The organism is Bradyrhizobium sp. 23AC (assembly GCF_054863025.1).
In genome coordinates, this window is the sequence record NZ_JAVAYN010000007.1 from 420,761 (window position 1) to 437,453 (window position 16,693).

Here is a 16,693-nt window from a genome sequence, read left to right on the forward strand (position 1 = left end):
CGGAGCGTGGGGCGGCGCCCTACTCCGCCGGATTGGCCGGCGTCGACACGTCGGTGCCGGTGGCGGCCTGCGCCGCGGCGGCGGCCTTCTTCTCCACCATCGCCACCGCGATGATCGAGCCCTCATAGAGCGCCATCAGCGGAATCGCCAGCGAGCACTGGCTGATCACGTCGGGCGGCGTCAGCACCGCCGCGATGACGAAGGCGATGACGATGAAATAGCGCCGCTTCTCGCGCAACATCTTCGAGGTGATGATGCCGATGCGGCCAAGCAGCGTCAGGATCACCGGAAGCTGGAAGGCAATGCCGAAGGCAAAGATCAGCGACATCATCAGCGACAGATATTCGCCGACCTTCGGCAACAGCTCGATCTTTGCGGTCTCGTCGCTGCCGAGTTGCTGCATGCCAAGCGAGAAGCGCGCCAGCATCGGGAACACAACGAAATAGACCAGCGCCGCACCCAGCACGAAAAAGAACGGCGTCGCGACCAGATACGGCAGGAAGGCCTGCTTCTCGTGCTTGTAGAGCCCAGGCGCCACGAACATGTAGACCTGCCCCGCCACGATCGGGAACGAGATGAAGGCCGCGCCAAACATCGCCAGCTTCAGCTGGGTCAGGAAATATTCCAGGAACGCGGTGTAAATGAGCTTGGCGTTTGCGGGATCGCCGACGGCCAGGACATATGGCCATACCAACACGTTGAATATCTGCTTGGCGAAGAAGAAGCAGAAGATGAACGCAATGCCAAAGCCGAGCAGCGCCTTGATCAGCCGCGAACGCAGCTCGATCAGATGGTCCATCAGCGGGGCTTTGCTGGCCTCGATATCGGCGTCGGTCATGACGCTTTGGCGTCCTTGATCGCTTCGGATGGCGCGGTGTCCTGCGCAACCTGCGCCTGCTCGACCTCACGGGTGATCGCAAGCGGCTCGTTCGCAGCCGCATGCGCCTCGGCTTCCATGAAGGTCGCGGGCGTCGGCGCTTCCGGTGTCGTTGGTGTCGTCGGCGACTCGATAGCCGCGGTCGCGGGCGTCTCGGCCGGCTTGTCCAGCGCATCGACGCGCAGTGCGTCGCTGACGTCCTTCTGGAGCGAGGTCAGCGGATTGTTGCTAGTGAAGCCGGTCGCGGCTTCCTTGACCTCGTCGAAGCTCTTCTTGAGGTCGGCCATTTCGGCCTCGCGCATCGCCTCCTGGAACTGGCCCTGGAATTCGGCGGCCATCTTGCGGGCCTTGCCCATCCACTGGCCGACCATGCGCAGCACGCCCGGCAGCTCTTTCGGGCCGATGGCGATCAGGGCCACGACCCCGATCAGGACCAGTTCACTCCACCCGATGTCGAACATGAGGTCTTCCGTTCACGCGAAGCCGCAGCCGGCCCAATCCCTTGCGCGCAGGATCGGGCCGCTACCCGCGTCTCGCGTGCTTCTTCCGGCTCAGACGGCCTTGCTGCCGACGTCGGACCGCGCCGCGGTCGGCGCATTATTGTGCTCGATGGACTTGGCCGGCTCGGGCTTCTCGGCGGGCTTGTCGTCGTCCTGCATGCCCTTCTTGAACGCCTTGATGCCCTGCGCCACGTCGCCCATCAGATCCGAAATCTTGCCGCGGCCGAACAGCAGCAGGACCACTGCGATCACCAGGATCCAGTGCCAAATGCTGAGTGAACCCATCCTGCAACCCTCCAAACGCGCATGGCCGGGGACCCGGCCGATCTTCACCGAAACCTAGGCTTGGCAGGTCTCAAAAACAAGGACCTAGGCAGCGCCAATTCGCTGTTGGCACTACGTAATCTTGCTAGTGTTAACCGGTCGCAGGGCACCGGTAAAACGCAAGGGCCTCACTCTTCGGTGCTGCCTTCGCCACCACCCTCATTGCCGCCTTCCGGCGTCTCTTCCGGGCTCTCGGGCTCGACCGCAGGCGCCAGCGCCAGATCAAGGTCCTCGCCCGGTTCCAAGGGATCCTCGTCCTCGCGAAGCTGCGGGTCGTCCGACGGCGTCGGCACGCTGAATCCGGTCGGCAGGCGCGAATCCAGGAGGCCCGTGCCCTTCAGCTCCTCGAGGCCCGGCAGATCGCCGAGCTGTTCCAGGGTGAACTGCGACAGGAAGTCCTCGGTGGTTCCGAAGGTCAGCGGACGGCCGGGCGTCTTGCGACGGCCACGCGGCTTGATCCAGCCGGTCTCCAGCAGCACGTCGAGGGTGCCCTTCGAGGTGACGACGCCACGGATCTCTTCGATCTCGGCGCGCGTCACGGGCTGGTGATAGGCGATGATCGCCAGCACCTCGATCGCCGCGCGCGACAGGCGGCGGGTCTCGGTGCTCTCCCGCGTCATCAGCCAGGCGAGATCGCCGGCCGTGCGGAAGGTCCATTTGTTGGCAACGCGAACGAGATTCACCCCGCGCAAGGCGTAGTCGGCCTGCAATTGCTCAAGCGCGGCCTTGACGTCGACGCCCTCGGGCATGCGCTTGGCCAGCGTCGCGGTATCCAGCGGTTCACTCGAAGCAAACAGCAGCGCTTCCAGCAGCCGCAATTCCTCGGGACGTGCCTGGGATTCGTTCTCCATCGGCTCGGCCTCTTCTACCCGCACTTCAGCCAGGCTTGCCATGGCAGCTTCTCCTTCTTGCACTTAACCGACCGGCGCATCAGGCGCAGGAGCTGCGTCCGGGACCGGTTTGGGGCGCCCCTTCCGGAAATAGATGGGCGCAAACGCCTCTTTCTGGTTCAGCTCCAGCTGACCTTCGCGCACCAATTCGAGCGCAGCAGCAAAGCTCGAGGCGAACACCGTCGCGCGCTGGGTCGGATCTGCGACGTGCCGGACCAGGAAGTCGTCGAGCACGCCCCAATCGTCCTGCTCGCTGATGCTGCCGACCAGCCGCTCCAGCGTGGCGCGCGCCTCGGCGAGCGACCACACCGTGCGCTTGGCCAGATGCACGCTCGCCAGCACGCGCGACTGGCGCTGCGAGGCATAGGCGGTGAGCAAATCGTACAGCGTCGCCGTGTATTTCGGATGCTTGATCTCGGCGATCTGCTCGGGCTCGCCGCGCGGGAAGATGTCGCGCAGCAATTGCTGCCTGTTCATCAGCCGGTTGGCGGCTTCGCGGATGGCCTCCAGCCGGCGCAGGCGGTTGGCGAGCGCTGTCGCCATCTGCTCGGCGCTGGGGCCTTCCGCGCTCGGCGGCTCCGGCAGCAGCAGGCGCGACTTCAGGAAGGCGAGCCATGCCGCCATGACGAGATAGTCGGCGGCGAGCTCGAGCCGGATCTTTCGCGCGGCTTCGATGAAGTGGAGATACTGGTCGGCCAGCGCCAGGATCGAGATCTTGGCGAGGTCGACCTTCTGCTGCCGCGCCAGCGCGAGCAGCAGATCGAGCGGGCCCTCATAGCCCTCGACGTCCACCACCAACGCCGGCTCACCCTCGGCAAGCTCTGCGGGCCGCCCGGTTTCGAAAGATAGAATTTCTGCGGTCATGCGGATGCCGTGTTTGCCCGTGCGATCAATGCGTCCAGCTCAGTGCGTGCGGCGACGCGGTCGAGCGGTTGCGGCGCCTTGCGCGCGGCGAGCGCGGCGTTCGCCCGCTCCAGCGCCCGGCCCGACAGCTCAGGTGTCTGGCCGGCGACCTCGCGCATCTCCTCGATATTGCCGTTGCAATGCAGGGCCATGTCGCAGCCGGCCGCGAAGATGGCGCGGGTCCGCTCGGCGATATTCCCCGACAGCGCGTTCATCGACACGTCATCACTCATTAACAAACCCTGGAACCCGATTGCGCCGCGAATCACGTCAGCAATCATTGTCGCAGATGTCGTCGCCGGATGGGCGGGGTCGACCGCGCTAAACACAACATGTGCAGTCATGGCCATCGGCAGGTCCGACAGCGGCTTGAACGCGGCGAAGTCGGTCTGTTCCAGCTCGCCCCTGGGCGTATCGACCGTCGGCAGCTTGAAATGGGTGTCGGCAGTGGCCCGGCCATGTCCGGGGATGTGCTTGAGGACCGGCAACACGCCGCCCAGCTCCAGGCCCTCGGTGACAGCGCGGGCAATCGCCGCGACCTTGCCGGGCTCGGTGCCATAAGCCCTGTTCCCGATGACGGCATCGGCGCCCTCGACCGGCACGTCGGCCAGCGGCAGGCAATCCACGGTGATGCCGAGATCGGCAAGATCGGCTGCGATCAGACGGGCGGACAGGCGCGCCGCGGTGAGCCCGAGGGCCGAATCAGTGTCGTACAAGATCGAGAAAACGGCGCCCGGCGGGTAGACCGGCCAGTGCGGCGGACCCAGCCGCTGCACCCGTCCGCCTTCCTGATCGATCAGGACAGGCGCGTCGGCGGTACCCGCCGCCGTCCGCAATTCCGCAACCAGTGCAGCGACTTGAGCTGGCGTTGCGACATTGCGCTTGAAGAGGATGAAGCCCCATGGGCGCTGGTCGCGGATAAACTCCCGCTCGACGGCGGTCAGTTCCGTTCCGGATACACCGGTAATGAAGGCCCGCGTGCTCATAACGGCCGATTAACCCTGACCCGCGAGGGGGTCAAGGAAACGGCCGTTAATTCCTCTGGACGAAGCAGGCGGACAAGCCCGCGGACTTCAGGCTGTTGCAGGCGTGCGTCGCTTCCTCGGCCGAACCATAGGGCCCAGCGAAGGCGCGGTAGACGACGCCCTTGCCCTTGTCGCTGAGGTCGACGCGCTTGATCACCGGCGAACGGGAGCCGAGCACGCTGCCATACTTGCTCTGAAGCACGCGATACGACGCTGCCGCGCTATCCTCGCTCTGCTGCGAGGAGACCTGCACGATGTAGCCGCCACCGCCGCTGCTGGCGGGCGCGATCTGCGTCGGGGTGGTCGCAGCCATCCGCTGCGGCGGTTCGGCTGCCGGGACCGACTGCGGTGCCAGCGACATCGGTTGGTTGGCGCTGGCATTGGCCGAGGTCGGCGGATTGCGCGGCGCCGCCGGTGCAACGGGCGCAGCAACAGGTTTCGGCCCGGCTGAGGGCTTGGCGGCAGCGGCCGATTGCGGCGTGGCGCTATCGGTCTGATCGCCCTTCACGGCGACAGTCCTGATCGGGCGCGGCGAATTGTTCGGCATGGTGCCGTTGCTCGCGCCCGTGCTCGGCGGCGGCACCGCAGACGGCGACACGCTCGCCACCGACGGCGGGTTCGCATTCTGGTTCAACGGCGGGAACACCACGCGGGGACCGCCCGCCTTGGCGTTGACGTCGACCGGCGCTTCTTCGCGCGGCACGATCTTCTCGGTGCCATCGCCGCTCACCATGCGATCCGGCACCTTGGCCGAGGAATCCGTCGGCGCCGGCACGATCTTGGTCGGAGTGTTGTCGGCCTTGATGATCGGCGGCTCACCGCTGCGGGGCGAGCCGACATAGGTCTTGTAAGCGAAGGCGGCGCCGGTGCCGACCACGGCAAGCGCCAGGATCGCCGCGACCGTGATCATGCCGCCGCGCTGCTTCTTGGGCTCATCGACCTCCGCATCGGGATAGTCGCTCTGATACGCGTAGGGATCGTCGGGATAGGCCGGCTCGCGCTGATAGTCCTGCTCGCCTGCCTCCAGCCGGCCGTAGAGCGCATCGTCGTAACGCGCCGGATCGGGCTGCTGATGTGGCTCCTGATAGGCCTGTTGCTGGTAAGCCTGATCCTGCTGGTAGGCCTGATCCTGGTAGGCTTGCCCCTGGTGGGACTGCACCTGATAGGCGTGATCCTGATAAGCCTGCGGCTGATGAAGTTCAGGCTCGGACGCTGCGGGCTGGGCTGAATAGCGGTGCAACGGATGAACCGGGTTTACGGATACGGGATAGTCGGGCTCGGGAGCTGGCGCCGGCTGCGGTTGCACGTTGGCGCGCCGCATCCACGAGGGCGGCCCGGGCTGCGCCGGCCGGGCCTGCTCGGCATAGTCCTGTTGATAATCGTCTTGCCGATCCTCTTGCCGATAGTCGTCGTCCTGATAGCCCTGTGCGGGCGCGGGGGCTGCCGGCGGATGTGCGCCGGGCCGCCCCTGAGCTGCGAACGGATCGGTCTGTCCGATCAGGCGGGCGAGCTCGGCCAAGGGATCGCTGTCCGCCTTGCCATGCTGGGCGCCACCGCGACCATAGTCATCGGAGGGAAACGGTCTGTCCTGATATCGTTCGGCCATCGTGATGATGCGTCCCTTCGGGAAAGCCGCGCGCCCCTCGACCAAGGCACGGCTTTCGACCCACAAGGCTTTCAACCAAGTCTAAGCGATCCGGCTTCTGCCGGTTACCCCCGATATTCCCCTTAAGTAGTTCGCCCCAAACTACCGCATCTCGTTCGGAGCATGGACGCCGAGGATGGCGAGGCCCGATGCCAGAACCGAGACGACGCCCTGGACCATGGCCAGTCGCGCCTTTGTAAGCTCTGCATCATTATTGATAATGAAGCGTAAATAGGGCAAGTCGCGCCCCTTCGTCCAAAGTGCATGAAATTCGCTGGCTAAATCATAGAGATAAAAGGCAATTCGGTGCGGCTCGTGGGCCGCGGCTGCGGCTTCCAGCATGCGCGGAAATATTGCAAGCCGCTTTAGCAGGTCGAGCTCGACGGGGTCTGACAGCCGTTCCACCGCCGACTCAGCGAGCCAGGCGATCCGCTCGCCGGCATCCCCCGGCAGTTCCGGGAACACTTCCGCCCTCGCGTTGCGGAAGATCGAGTGGCCACGAGCGTGACCGTACTGGACGTAGAACACCGGGTTGTCGCGCGACTGTTCCATGACCTTGGCGAGGTCGAAGTCGAGCACGGCGTCGTTCTTCCTGTAGAGCATCATGAAGCGGACGGCGTCCTGGCCGACCTCATCCACCACCTCACGCAAGGTGACGAAGTCCCCGCTCCGCTTGGACATTTTCACCGGCTCGCCGTTGCGCAGCAGCTTGACGAGCTGGACGATCTTGACGTCGAGCGAGCCCTTGCCTGACGTCGTCGCCTTCACCGCCGCCTGCATGCGCTTGATGTAGCCGCCATGGTCGGCGCCCCAGACGTCGATCATTTCCGCAAAACCGCGGTCGAACTTGTTCTTGTGGTAGGCGATGTCGGCGGCGAAGTAGGTGTAGGAATTGTCCGACTTGATCAGCGGACGATCGACGTCGTCGCCGTAAGCTGTCGCCTTGAACAGCAGCTGCTCGCGGTCTTCCCAATCCTCGACCGGCGCACCCTTCGGCGGCGGCAGGCGACCTTCGTAGACGTCGCCCTTGGCCTTCAGGAAATCGATGGTCTCGGCAACCTTGTTGTTGCCGGTTTCGATCAGCGAGCGCTCGGAGAAAAATACATCGTGGCGGATGTTGAGGGCGGCGAGATCGTCCTTGATCTCGTCCATCATCATCGCGATCGCCTTGGCGCGCACCGTCGGCAGCCATTCGACCTCGCTCATCGCGAGGAGCTTGTCGCCGTGCTCTTTCGCCAGCGCCGCGCCGACCGGCTTCAGATAGTCGCCCGGATAGAGCCCTTCCGGGATCGCACCGACGTCCTCGCCGAGCGCCTCGCGGTACCGCAGGAACGCGGAGCGCGCGAGCACGTCGACCTGGGCGCCGGCGTCGTTGATGTAATATTCGCGCGCGACGTCGTGGCCTGCGAACTGGAGCAGGCTCGCCAGCGCGTCACCAAACACGGCGCCGCGGCAATGGCCGACATGCATCGGCCCGGTCGGATTGGCCGAGACGTATTCGACATTGACCTTGGACCCACCGCGGACGCGGCCGTAATCGGCGCCCTCGCGCAGCACGGTCCGCAGCGCCTCGGCCCAGGCAGCGGGCTGCAGCGTCAGATTGATGAAGCCGGGACCGGCGACATCGACCTTGGCGATCAGCGCGTCCGCGCGCAGCCGCTCGGCGATCTGCTCGGCGAGGTCGCGCGGCTTGGCCTTTGCCTCTTTCGCCAGCACCATGGCGGCGTTGGTCGCCATGTCGCCATGGGAGGGATCGCGCGGCGGCTCGACCACCACGCGGGAGAAATCGATGCCCTCGGGCCAATTGGCTTCCGCCGCCAGCGTACGGCAGGCGGCGTGCACGCGTGCAAGCACGTCGGCGAACAAATGCAGTGCTGAGGATGTGTCGGGCATGGCCGCCGCCTAACGCAAATCCGGGGTCGAGTCAAAAAGCCGCTGGTGCTCGGTCAGGGCGAAACGGTCGGTCATTCCGGCAATGAAATTGCCGATCCGGCGGGCCCGGTCACCCTCATTGTCCGCCTCCGCCCCCAGCAGCCATTCCGGCGGCAGCTCGCCCGGGGATTTCAGGTATTTCGCGAACAGGTCGAACAGGATCTGTTCCGCCTCCCCCATCACCCGCATCACCCGCTTGTGACGGTACATGTGCTGATAGAGGAAGGTCTTGATGGCGGCCTCCTCCTCGGCGACCTCGGCCGGAAATGCGACCAGCGCCCGGCTCTGCTGGCGGACATCCTGGGCCGATTGGGGCTTCACCGCCGCGAGGTTCTTCTGCGCCTGCGCGAACACCGCACCGATCAGGTGCGAGATCAGCTCGCGCACCAGCTCGGCACCGCGCCTGAGGTCTTCGAGATCGGGATAGTGCGCTGAGGTCTCGGCGATGATCTCAGCTGTGAGCGGCATCACCTTGAGATCGTCGAGATGGAACAGGCCGGCACGCAGGCCGTCGTCGATATCGTGGGCGTCATAGGCGATGTCGTCGGCGATGGCGGCGACCTGCGCCTCCAGCGAGGCGAAGCTCCAAAATTCGAGGTCGTAGGTCTTGATATAGTCGGCGATGCCGACGGGAATGCCGTGCTCGCGATAGCGCCCCACCGGCGCGCCGCTGCGGTCGGTCAGCGGACCGTTATGCTTGACGATGCCCTCGAGCGACTCCCAGGTCAGGTTGAGCCCGTCGAAATCAGGGTAGCGATGCTCGAGCGAAGCGACGACGCGGAGCGTCTGGGCGTTGTGGTCGAAGCCGCCAAAATCCTTCAGGCAGGCGTCCAGCGCCCGCTCGCCGGCATGGCCGAACGGGGGATGACCGAGATCATGGGCCAGCGCCAGGGTTTCGGTGAGATCCTCGTCCAGCCCGAGCTGCCGGGCCAGCGCTCGGGCGATCTGCGCCACCTCCAGCGAATGGGTCAACCGGGTACGGTAGTGGTCGCCCTCGTGGAACACGAACACCTGGGTCTTGTACTTCAGGCGGCGGAACGCGGTGGAATGGATCACCCGGTCGCAATCCCGCCGGAACGGGCTGCGGGTCCGGCTCGGCGGCTCCGCGACCAGCCGGCCGCGGCTGCGGTCGGGATCACAGGCATAGGGCGCATGGGGGGCAGCCATTCCGACGGACACGACGAATTTAGTCCCTATCCATTTGATTCTGCGTATCCTTGCACTTAACTATGCCGGACGCGGGATACCAAATGAATTGGGCAAGTGAACCTGGTATGACCGCGGGACTATCGGAGACCAGCCATGACGACCGACGTGACCATCAGTGACCGCGCCGCACGCCGGATTGGGGAGATCCTCAAGGGCGAAGGCTCTGGCGCGATGCTGCGCATCTCGGTCGAGGGCGGCGGCTGCTCGGGTTTCCAGTACAAGTTCGACATCGACCGTGCGCGGACCGACGACGATCTCGTGATCGAGCAGGACAATGCGGTGGTGCTGGTCGATTCCGCCTCGCAGCCGTTCCTGGCGGGATCGCAGGTCGATTTTGTCGACGATCTGATCGGCGCCTCGTTCCGCGTCAACAATCCGAACGCCACAGCGTCCTGCGGCTGCGGCACCAGCTTCTCGGTCTGACCGACCGCTTACGCGCCTGTTATCTGCTTCTCCTCGTCCGTCCAGTCCATTTCGGCCGGCATCAGCTCCGGCTGCAGCGGCGCGTCCTCGGACATCACGTGGCCGTCGAGCGCACGCAGCAAGGCCGCGACCAGCGCCGGCTTGCGCAGCGGCTTGGCGAGGAAGTCCGACATGCCCGCCTCGCGGCAGATCCTGACGTCCTCGGGGAAGGCATTGGCGGTCAGCGCGACGATCGGCAAAGCTTCGCAGCGCCCGCCTTGCGCGCGGATCGCGCGGGTGGCGGCAAGCCCGTCCATGTCGGGCATGCGCACGTCCATCAGCACCACATCGTAATTGCCTTCGGATGCTGCCGCGACGGCCTCAGCGCCGTCGGTGACGACGCGCAGCTCGACGTCGAAGGCCCCCAACATCTTGCTCACGACCATGCGGTTGACCGCATCGTCCTCCGCGACCAGCACCTTCAGCGGCCGATCGAGGCCGGCGATACGGGCCTTGAGCTCGTCGGCCTCGTCGTGGCCGGCCGTCTGCTCGGAGACCTGCGCCTGGCTCCAGGGCAGCACCAGCGTGAAGCGGAAGGTCGATCCCTCGCCCGGCGTCGAGGTGACGCCGATGGTGCCGCCCATCTGCTCGATGATGCGCCGAGAGATCGCAAGGCCGAGGCCAGTGCCGCCGAAGCGGCGGCTGATCGAGGCGTCCGCCTGCGCGAAGTCGCTGAAGAGCTCGCCGAGCTTTTCGGGAGCGATACCGATGCCGCTGTCGGTCACCGTCCATTCGACGGTCGCCAGCAAATCGCGGCGCGCCTGGCAGGTTGCCGAAATCGTCACCTCGCCCTCATCGGTGAACTTCACCGCATTGGACGCGAGGTTGAGCAGCACCTGGCGGATGCGCGCGACGTCGCCGCGTAGCGTCGGCGGCAGGTTCGGGTCGAGTTCCAGCTTGACCGACAGCCCCTTGGCCTTGGCGCTCGCGCGGACGACGGTCGCGACCGCCTCCACCAGCGTTTGCGGGGCGAAGTCGATCACCTCGAAGGTGAAGCGCCCGGCCTCGAGCTTGGACAGGTCGAGGATGTCGTTGAGGATACGCTGGAGATTGTCGCCGGACTCGCGGATCGTGGTGACCGCCTCGCGCTGCTCCGGATCGAGCCTGGTCTCGAGCAGCATGCTGGCAAGCCCGAGCACGCCGTTCATGGGCGTGCGGATCTCGTGGCTCATCACCGCGAGGAAGTTCGACTTGGCGCGGCTCTCGGCCTCGGCCTTTTCCGCGCGCCAGCGTTCGGTCACGTCGCGCCCGAAGCCGCGATAGCCGAGGAACTGGCCCTCACGGTCATAGGCCGGCTTGGCCGTCAGCGACCACAGCCGCGCCTCGCCGCCGGCGACGACCTTGAGGTTCATCTCGTGCAGCGGCTCGTTCTGCTCCATCAGGCCGACGACGTTATAGGCCGCGCTCTTGTCCTCCGGGCACAGCATGTCGAGCACGTCGGCGAAATGCGATCCCTTCAACAGCGGCAGCGGCAACTGGGCGACGTCCGCGAAGCGCTCGGGCACATCGACCAGATGCCCTTCGGCATCGGTCTGCCACAGCCAGTCGCTGGCGTTCTCCTGAAAGTCTTTCAGCAGCAGCGAGATGATCTCGGTCTGGCGTTCGAGTTCGAGCTGGGCCTTGAGATTGCCGAGGAACAGATTGCCCTGCGAGACGATGCTGCGTGCCATGAAAAATGCGAACAGCAGCAGGAACACCGCCGTCACCAGATACGGCCCGGCGCCGCAGAGCAATAGCGCCCCGGCGCAGGCGGTCGTCATGGTGGCGAGATAGACGAGGCCGGCGCGCGGGAACGTCGACAGCGTGAAGGCACCGCCCGACATCATGCCGACCATCAGGCAGGCCAGGATCAGCTGGCTGGTCGGCTCGATGCGGCTGAACAGAGCGAGCGGCAGCGCGCCCCAGATCGCGGCGAGCAAGACCGCCTGCCGCAGCAAATGCCGCGCGGCGCGGGGCGAGGCCTCCTGCGGCGGGTGCTGATGCGACCGCCGCCAGGCGCGCACAGCGAGCGAGGCGGTGGCGGCGAGCGTCAGGCCCCAGATCGCGAGGAAGTCGTTCCATCCCCTGCCCCAGAACAGGATCAGCACGATGGCGACGTTCAGCATCGTCACCGCCATCGTCACGGGAATCAGCCGCGTCACGGCGTCGATCTGCTTGGCGCGGATGCGGCGGATCTCGCGCTCGCTGAGATCGGCGGTCAGGCCGTCCTCGATCTCGAAGCCGCCGAGCCAATACAGGAACGCGCCGATCAGGCCGTCACGCGGCTCGGTTCGCTTCATCGATTTGTCCGGCCATCCCATTCGCGGAACCTTTTGACGATCAATGGCCTGCCGCCTGCTTAAGCCGGGTTAATTTTGTGGGAGATTTTGCGGCGTCCTTGACGGGCGCGTTTGCAGTTTGTTCTAACCATGGCCCCTGCCCGGAGCCCGCCGACATGACCATCAGAGTTGCCACCTGGAACGTGAACTCGGTCCGGCAGCGGATCGACCTTCTCCTGACCTGGCTGAGGGAGTGCCAGCCGGACATCGTCTGCCTCCAGGAGATCAAATGCGTCGACGAGGCCTTCCCGCGGCTGGAGATCGAGGCGCTCGGCTACAACGTGGTCACCCACGGGCAGAAGACGTTCAACGGCGTCGCGCTGCTCTCCAAGCTCCGGTTCGACGAGACCAAATCGGGACTCGCCGGCGACGACGAGGACGCCCATGCGCGCTTCCTCGAGGGCGTGGTGACGCTGAAGTCGGGCGTGATGCGCATCGCCTGCCTTTATCTGCCCAATGGTAATCCGGTCGGGACGGAGAAATATCCCTACAAGCTCAAATGGATGTCCCGGCTTCTTGACTATTCGAAGGAGCGCCTCAAGACCGAGGAGCCGCTGATCCTCGCCGGCGATTTCAACGTCATCCCGCACGCCCGCGACGTGCACAATCCGGCTGCCTGGACCGAGGACGCCCTGTTCAAGCCGGAGACGCGGGAGAGCTTTCAGTCCCTGCTCGGCCTCGGGCTGACCGATGCCTTGCGAGCGGTCACGGATGAGCCCGGGCTTTACACTTTCTGGGATTACCAGGCCGGGGCCTGGCAGAAGAACCAGGGCCTGCGGATCGACCATCTGCTGCTGTCGCCGCAGGCCAGCGACCGGCTCGCCAATGTCGGGATCGACAGCTATGTGCGTGGCTGGGAGAAGCCCTCGGACCACGTGCCGGTGTGGGCGGATCTGGATCTGGACGCGGCGTAGGCCGGAGCCCGGAGGTGATGGGTTACGCTTCCGACGTTCCGCGTTGAATCAGCGAGAATGTCGTCGCGAACCCGCCCTACGGCACCGAGGCTGCCGAGCTACTCCCGGCGGCCGCCCTGCACCCACTGTTCCAGCATTTGCAGGCACATGGCGCGGTCGTCGTCGGAGGCCTTGGCGAAGGCGCGGCTATAGCTTTCCTTGATCCAGGTCTCATCTGCGCCGGCGCTGTCACGCGCCAGCGTCAGCCACATCAGGCCGCGCGCGGCCTGTCGCGGCAGACGGTCGCCGTTGAACAGCATCTGGCCGAGCAGCGCCTGTGCCTCGTGCTGGCCCTTCTGCGCTGCAAGGCCGAGCCAGCGCGCGCCGTAGCGGAAATCCTCGCGCGAGGCATCCGGCGTCTTCAGATAGAGCCGGGCGAGATCGTATTGCGCGTCGGCATTGCCGAAATAGGAGGCAGCATAGGAGAACATCTCCCGCGCCCGCTCCGGGTCCGACTTGACCTTCGAGTTCGGGATGCCGCTCAGATAGTAGCGGCCGAGCGCGACGAAGGCGTTGGCCACGATCTGCGCCTGCGGTGCCGACGGGCTGTCCTCGGCATGCGCATTGGCGATCCGGCTGAAATATTCGAAGGCGCGCAGATCGTCCTGGGCGACGCCGTCGCCATTGGCGTACATGCGGCCGAGCTTCCACTGTGCGATGGGGTGGCCACCCTCGGCGGCATATTGCAGCGCACTGAGCGAGGTCTCCTGAGGCACAGTCGCCGGCGCGACTTTACCGCGAGCGGTCGCCGCGGTCCCCGGCAAGGTGGTCACGACCGGGATGGTCGCGTCCTTCGGGTTGACCGGAGCCCCGTCGAAGGCAAGCGCCGGCGCGGCCAGCGCACCGACCCCCAACACAAACGCAACTATGGCACGCCTAGATGTCCGCATAGCACTGTTTCTCGTGCGCGCCGCCCGGATGGGTCACAGCCCCCCCGACCGCTGGTCCAACCTGTTGAGCATATTTCCAGAGCGCACCCGACGTGTGGTTAGTCGCGCGAGCGGTCCATTTGGTCTTGCGCTGGGCCAGCTCGGCGTCGCTCAATTTTACGTTAAGGGTCCCATTGACCGCGTCGATCTCGATGATGTCGCCGTCCTCGAGCAGCCCGATCGGGCCGCCAATGGCCGCTTCCGGCCCGACATGGCCGATGCAGAAGCCGCGGGTGGCGCCGGAGAAGCGGCCGTCGGTGATGAGTGCGATCTTGCCGCCCATGCCCTGGCCGGTCAGCGCCGCGGTGGTCTGGAGCATTTCCCGCATGCCGGGGCCGCCCTTCGGCCCCTCGTAGCGGATCACGATGACTTCGCCTTCGCGGTAGGTGCGCTTCTGGACCGCCTCGAAAGCATCCTCCTCGCGGTCGAAGCACCTGGCCGGACCGGTAAACCTGAGGTTGGACATTCCCGCGACTTTCACGATCGCACCTTCTGGCGCCAAATTCCCCTTCAGACCGACCACACCGCCAGTGACGGTGATGGGCTTGTCTGCCGGATGCACCACGTCCTGGTGCGGATTCCACTTCACGCTCTTGAGGTTTTCGGCGATCGTGCGGCCCGTGACGGTAAGGCAATCACCGTGCAGGAAGCCGTTGTCGAGCAGCGTCTTCATCAGAAGCGGTATGCCACCTACTTCAAACATGTCTTTGGCGACATAACGGCCGCCCGGCTTCAAATCCGCGACATATGGTGTCTTTTTGAAGATTTCGGCAACGTCGAACAGGTCGAACTTGATGCCGCATTCATGCGCGATCGCCGGCAGGTGCAGCGCAGCATTGGTCGAGCCGCCGGAGGCGGCGACCACGGCGGCGGCATTCTCCAGCGCCTTGCGGGTGACGATGTCGCGCGGCCGGATGTTTTCGGCGATCAGGTCCATCACCTTCTCGCCCGCGGTCATGCAGAAAGCGTCGCGGATTTCATAGGGTGCCGGAGCACCGGCCGAGTAAGGCAGTGCGAGGCCGATCGCCTCGGACACGGTCGCCATGGTGTTGGCGGTGAACTGCGCGCCGCAGGCGCCCGCCGAGGGGCACGCCACGCGTTCGATCTCGTCGAGATCCTCGTCCGACATGGCGCCGACCGAGTGCTTGCCGACGGCCTCGAACATGTCCTGCACGGTGACCTGCTGCCCGCGGAAAGTGCCGGGCAGGATCGAGCCGCCATAGATGAAGATCGAGGGCACGTTGAGACGGACCATCGCCATCATCATGCCCGGCAGCGACTTGTCGCAGCCGGCAAGCCCGACCAGGGCATCATAGGCATGGCCGCGGACGGTCAGCTCGACGGAGTCGGCGATGCATTCGCGCGACGGCAGCGAGGAGCGCATGCCGTCATGGCCCATGGCGATGCCGTCGGTCACGGTGATGGTGCAGAACTCGCGCGGGGTGCCGCCAGCCGACGCCACGCCCTTCTTCACCGCCTGCGCCTGGCGCATCAGGGCGATGTTGCAGGGAGCGGCCTCATTCCAGCAGGATGCGACGCCGACGAAAGGCTGGTGGATCTGCGCGGTGGTCAGACCCATGGCATAGAAATAGGACCGATGCGGCGCGCGCGCAGGGCCTTCCGTCACGTGACGGCTCGGCAGCCTCTGCTTGATGTCGGTCTTCGCGTTCATCGCAAACCAGTTTCCTCGGTCAACCCTTTCAGACCCGAAAAATCAGAGCCAAGATTTGAATCGACCTTGGGATTTCTCGTCGCCTTCGAAGACCGCCGCTGCCCCTAAAACATTAGAGCGATTTTATTCATGCTCGGGTGTGGCCAAAAAGCGGCGGTGATGCGAACCACCAGTGATGACGGTTAAATCGGAACCGGGTGTTGCGTAGACAGCACAATCGTTACCGGGAAGACACGGGGTGGACTACTGCGATACCCTCGCAGGGAGGATGATCCACAACTTCAGATTTTATATCGGCAACAACACTTCCGAATTTGCTCCGCGAGGCGGTGACCGCGCGCGGGTGAGTCGGGGTGCGCCGCTCATCAACGATTCCTCCCTCGTGTCCCGGACAAGCCGCAACGCCTCTTGGCGTTGCGGCGCAGAGCCGGGACCCAGAAAGCGACAGGGCGCGATGCGGATGGATGGGCCCCGGCTCTGCAGCGCGCCGCTGCAGGAGCGCTGCGCTGCGTCCGGGGCACCAGCGGAGTTATGACGCCCGCTCTCTCCACACCGTCATTGCGAGCGAAGCGAAGCAATCCAGAGTCTTTCCGCGGAGGGATTCTGGATTGCTCCGTCGCAAGCGGTCCTCGCAACGACGGAGCAGGAGGCACCATCGCGATGCTCCAATGCGTATCCCAGCTGCAGTGCCGTAGGGTGGGCAAAGGCGCATAGCGCCGTGCCCACGATCTCCATCTATGAGCGACAAGGCGTGGGCACGCTGCGCTTTGCCCACCCTACGATATCGAGTTTGTGGCACGCAGCTCAGCTCACAGACACGCCTTCGCAGCCTCGCGGCTTGAATCGCCCGAGCTTTGCTTCGTCTCGCTACCCTCTTAAGCCAAGAGGGCGCAGGGAAGGCCGGGTGCTGGCTCGCACCCGCGGTCTGCTGCGCAATAGGCACACGCAGAAGAACCGCACAGCAGCATACAGGTGTGGCCGATCACTCGGCCTTCCCTGCGCAGTGGCTGGACGGCTTATGCCGTGATCTCCCGGGAGCCGACCATTCCTTCTG

The 16,693-nt window shown here is 65.2% G+C and carries 14 protein-coding genes; 2 read left to right on the plus strand and 12 right to left on the minus strand.

The annotated features are described in order from the left end of the window. Nucleotides 1–19: 19 nt before the first annotated feature. From tatC to RAD10_RS20135, 9 genes are all read right to left on the minus strand, one after another. Entirely contained in the window at nt 20–838 is an 819-nt protein-coding gene (gene tatC, locus RAD10_RS20095) for a twin-arginine translocase subunit TatC (RefSeq protein WP_018317876.1), read from the minus strand. Beyond that, nucleotides 835–1,338, minus strand: a complete 504-nt coding sequence (gene tatB, locus RAD10_RS20100; RefSeq protein WP_461618902.1) for a Sec-independent protein translocase protein TatB — start codon at nt 1,336–1,338, stop codon at nt 835–837. Before tatB ends, tatC begins: the two co-directional genes overlap by 4 nt. 90 nt (nt 1,339–1,428) lie before the next feature. Then, a complete protein-coding gene (locus RAD10_RS20105) occupies nt 1,429–1,662 on the minus strand; it encodes a twin-arginine translocase TatA/TatE family subunit (RefSeq protein ID WP_028145381.1) in 234 nt (77 codons plus the stop codon). 167 nt (nt 1,663–1,829) lie between these two features. Continuing rightward, nucleotides 1,830–2,594, minus strand: a complete 765-nt coding sequence (scpB, locus tag RAD10_RS20110) for an SMC-Scp complex subunit ScpB (protein WP_461618903.1) — start codon at nt 2,592–2,594, stop codon at nt 1,830–1,832. A gap of 21 nt (nt 2,595–2,615) precedes the next feature. Beyond that, nucleotides 2,616–3,455: a segregation and condensation protein A gene (locus tag RAD10_RS20115; protein WP_018317872.1), complete on the minus strand. Its 840-nt coding sequence runs from the start codon at nt 3,453–3,455 to the stop codon at nt 2,616–2,618. Next, nucleotides 3,452–4,480 carry a beta-N-acetylhexosaminidase gene (gene nagZ / locus RAD10_RS20120; RefSeq protein ID WP_461618904.1) on the minus strand — a complete coding sequence of 343 codons (1,029 nt, stop codon included), beginning with the start codon at nt 4,478–4,480 and terminating at the stop codon, nt 3,452–3,454. The genes RAD10_RS20115 and nagZ overlap by 4 nt, the downstream gene beginning before the upstream one ends. Before the next feature lie 46 nt (nt 4,481–4,526). Further along, nucleotides 4,527–6,125: an SPOR domain-containing protein gene (locus tag RAD10_RS20125; protein WP_461618905.1), complete on the minus strand. Its 1,599-nt coding sequence runs from the start codon at nt 6,123–6,125 to the stop codon at nt 4,527–4,529. Between the two features lie 141 nt (nt 6,126–6,266). After that, nucleotides 6,267–8,057, minus strand: coding sequence for an arginine--tRNA ligase (gene argS / locus RAD10_RS20130; protein ID WP_461618906.1), 1,791 nt, complete (start codon nt 8,055–8,057; stop codon nt 6,267–6,269). A gap of 9 nt (nt 8,058–8,066) precedes the next feature. Then, nucleotides 8,067–9,275, minus strand: a complete 1,209-nt coding sequence (locus tag RAD10_RS20135; protein WP_461618907.1) for a deoxyguanosinetriphosphate triphosphohydrolase — start codon at nt 9,273–9,275, stop codon at nt 8,067–8,069. A gap of 123 nt (nt 9,276–9,398) precedes the next feature. On the opposite strand from RAD10_RS20135, the gene erpA reads away from it, so the two are divergent. Further along, nucleotides 9,399–9,728 carry an iron-sulfur cluster insertion protein ErpA gene (gene erpA / locus RAD10_RS20140; protein ID WP_038949166.1) on the plus strand — a complete coding sequence of 110 codons (330 nt, stop codon included), beginning with the start codon at nt 9,399–9,401 and terminating at the stop codon, nt 9,726–9,728. Between the two features lie 8 nt (nt 9,729–9,736). Here the strand turns inward: erpA and RAD10_RS20145 are convergent, their stop codons facing one another. Continuing rightward, nucleotides 9,737–12,067 carry a hybrid sensor histidine kinase/response regulator gene (locus RAD10_RS20145; protein ID WP_461618908.1) on the minus strand — a complete coding sequence of 777 codons (2,331 nt, stop codon included), beginning with the start codon at nt 12,065–12,067 and terminating at the stop codon, nt 9,737–9,739. Between the two features lie 134 nt (nt 12,068–12,201). On the opposite strand from RAD10_RS20145, the gene xth reads away from it, so the two are divergent. Then, on the plus strand, nt 12,202–12,999 hold the full coding sequence (gene xth, locus RAD10_RS20150; protein WP_461618909.1) for an exodeoxyribonuclease III: 798 nt from the start codon (nt 12,202–12,204) through the stop codon (nt 12,997–12,999). A 98-nt stretch (nt 13,000–13,097) separates the two neighbouring features. Here xth and RAD10_RS20155 read toward each other — a convergent pair whose 3' ends face one another. Together RAD10_RS20155 and ilvD are read right to left on the minus strand one after the other, a co-directional pair. Beyond that, nucleotides 13,098–13,928 (minus strand): tetratricopeptide repeat protein, encoded by an 831-nt coding sequence (locus tag RAD10_RS20155; RefSeq protein WP_461618910.1) that lies wholly within the window; start codon nt 13,926–13,928, stop codon nt 13,098–13,100. Beyond that, nucleotides 13,915–15,639 carry a dihydroxy-acid dehydratase gene (gene ilvD, locus RAD10_RS20160; RefSeq protein WP_461618911.1) on the minus strand — a complete coding sequence of 575 codons (1,725 nt, stop codon included), beginning with the start codon at nt 15,637–15,639 and terminating at the stop codon, nt 13,915–13,917. Before ilvD ends, RAD10_RS20155 begins: the two co-directional genes overlap by 14 nt. Nucleotides 15,640–16,693: the final 1,054 nt, after the last annotated feature.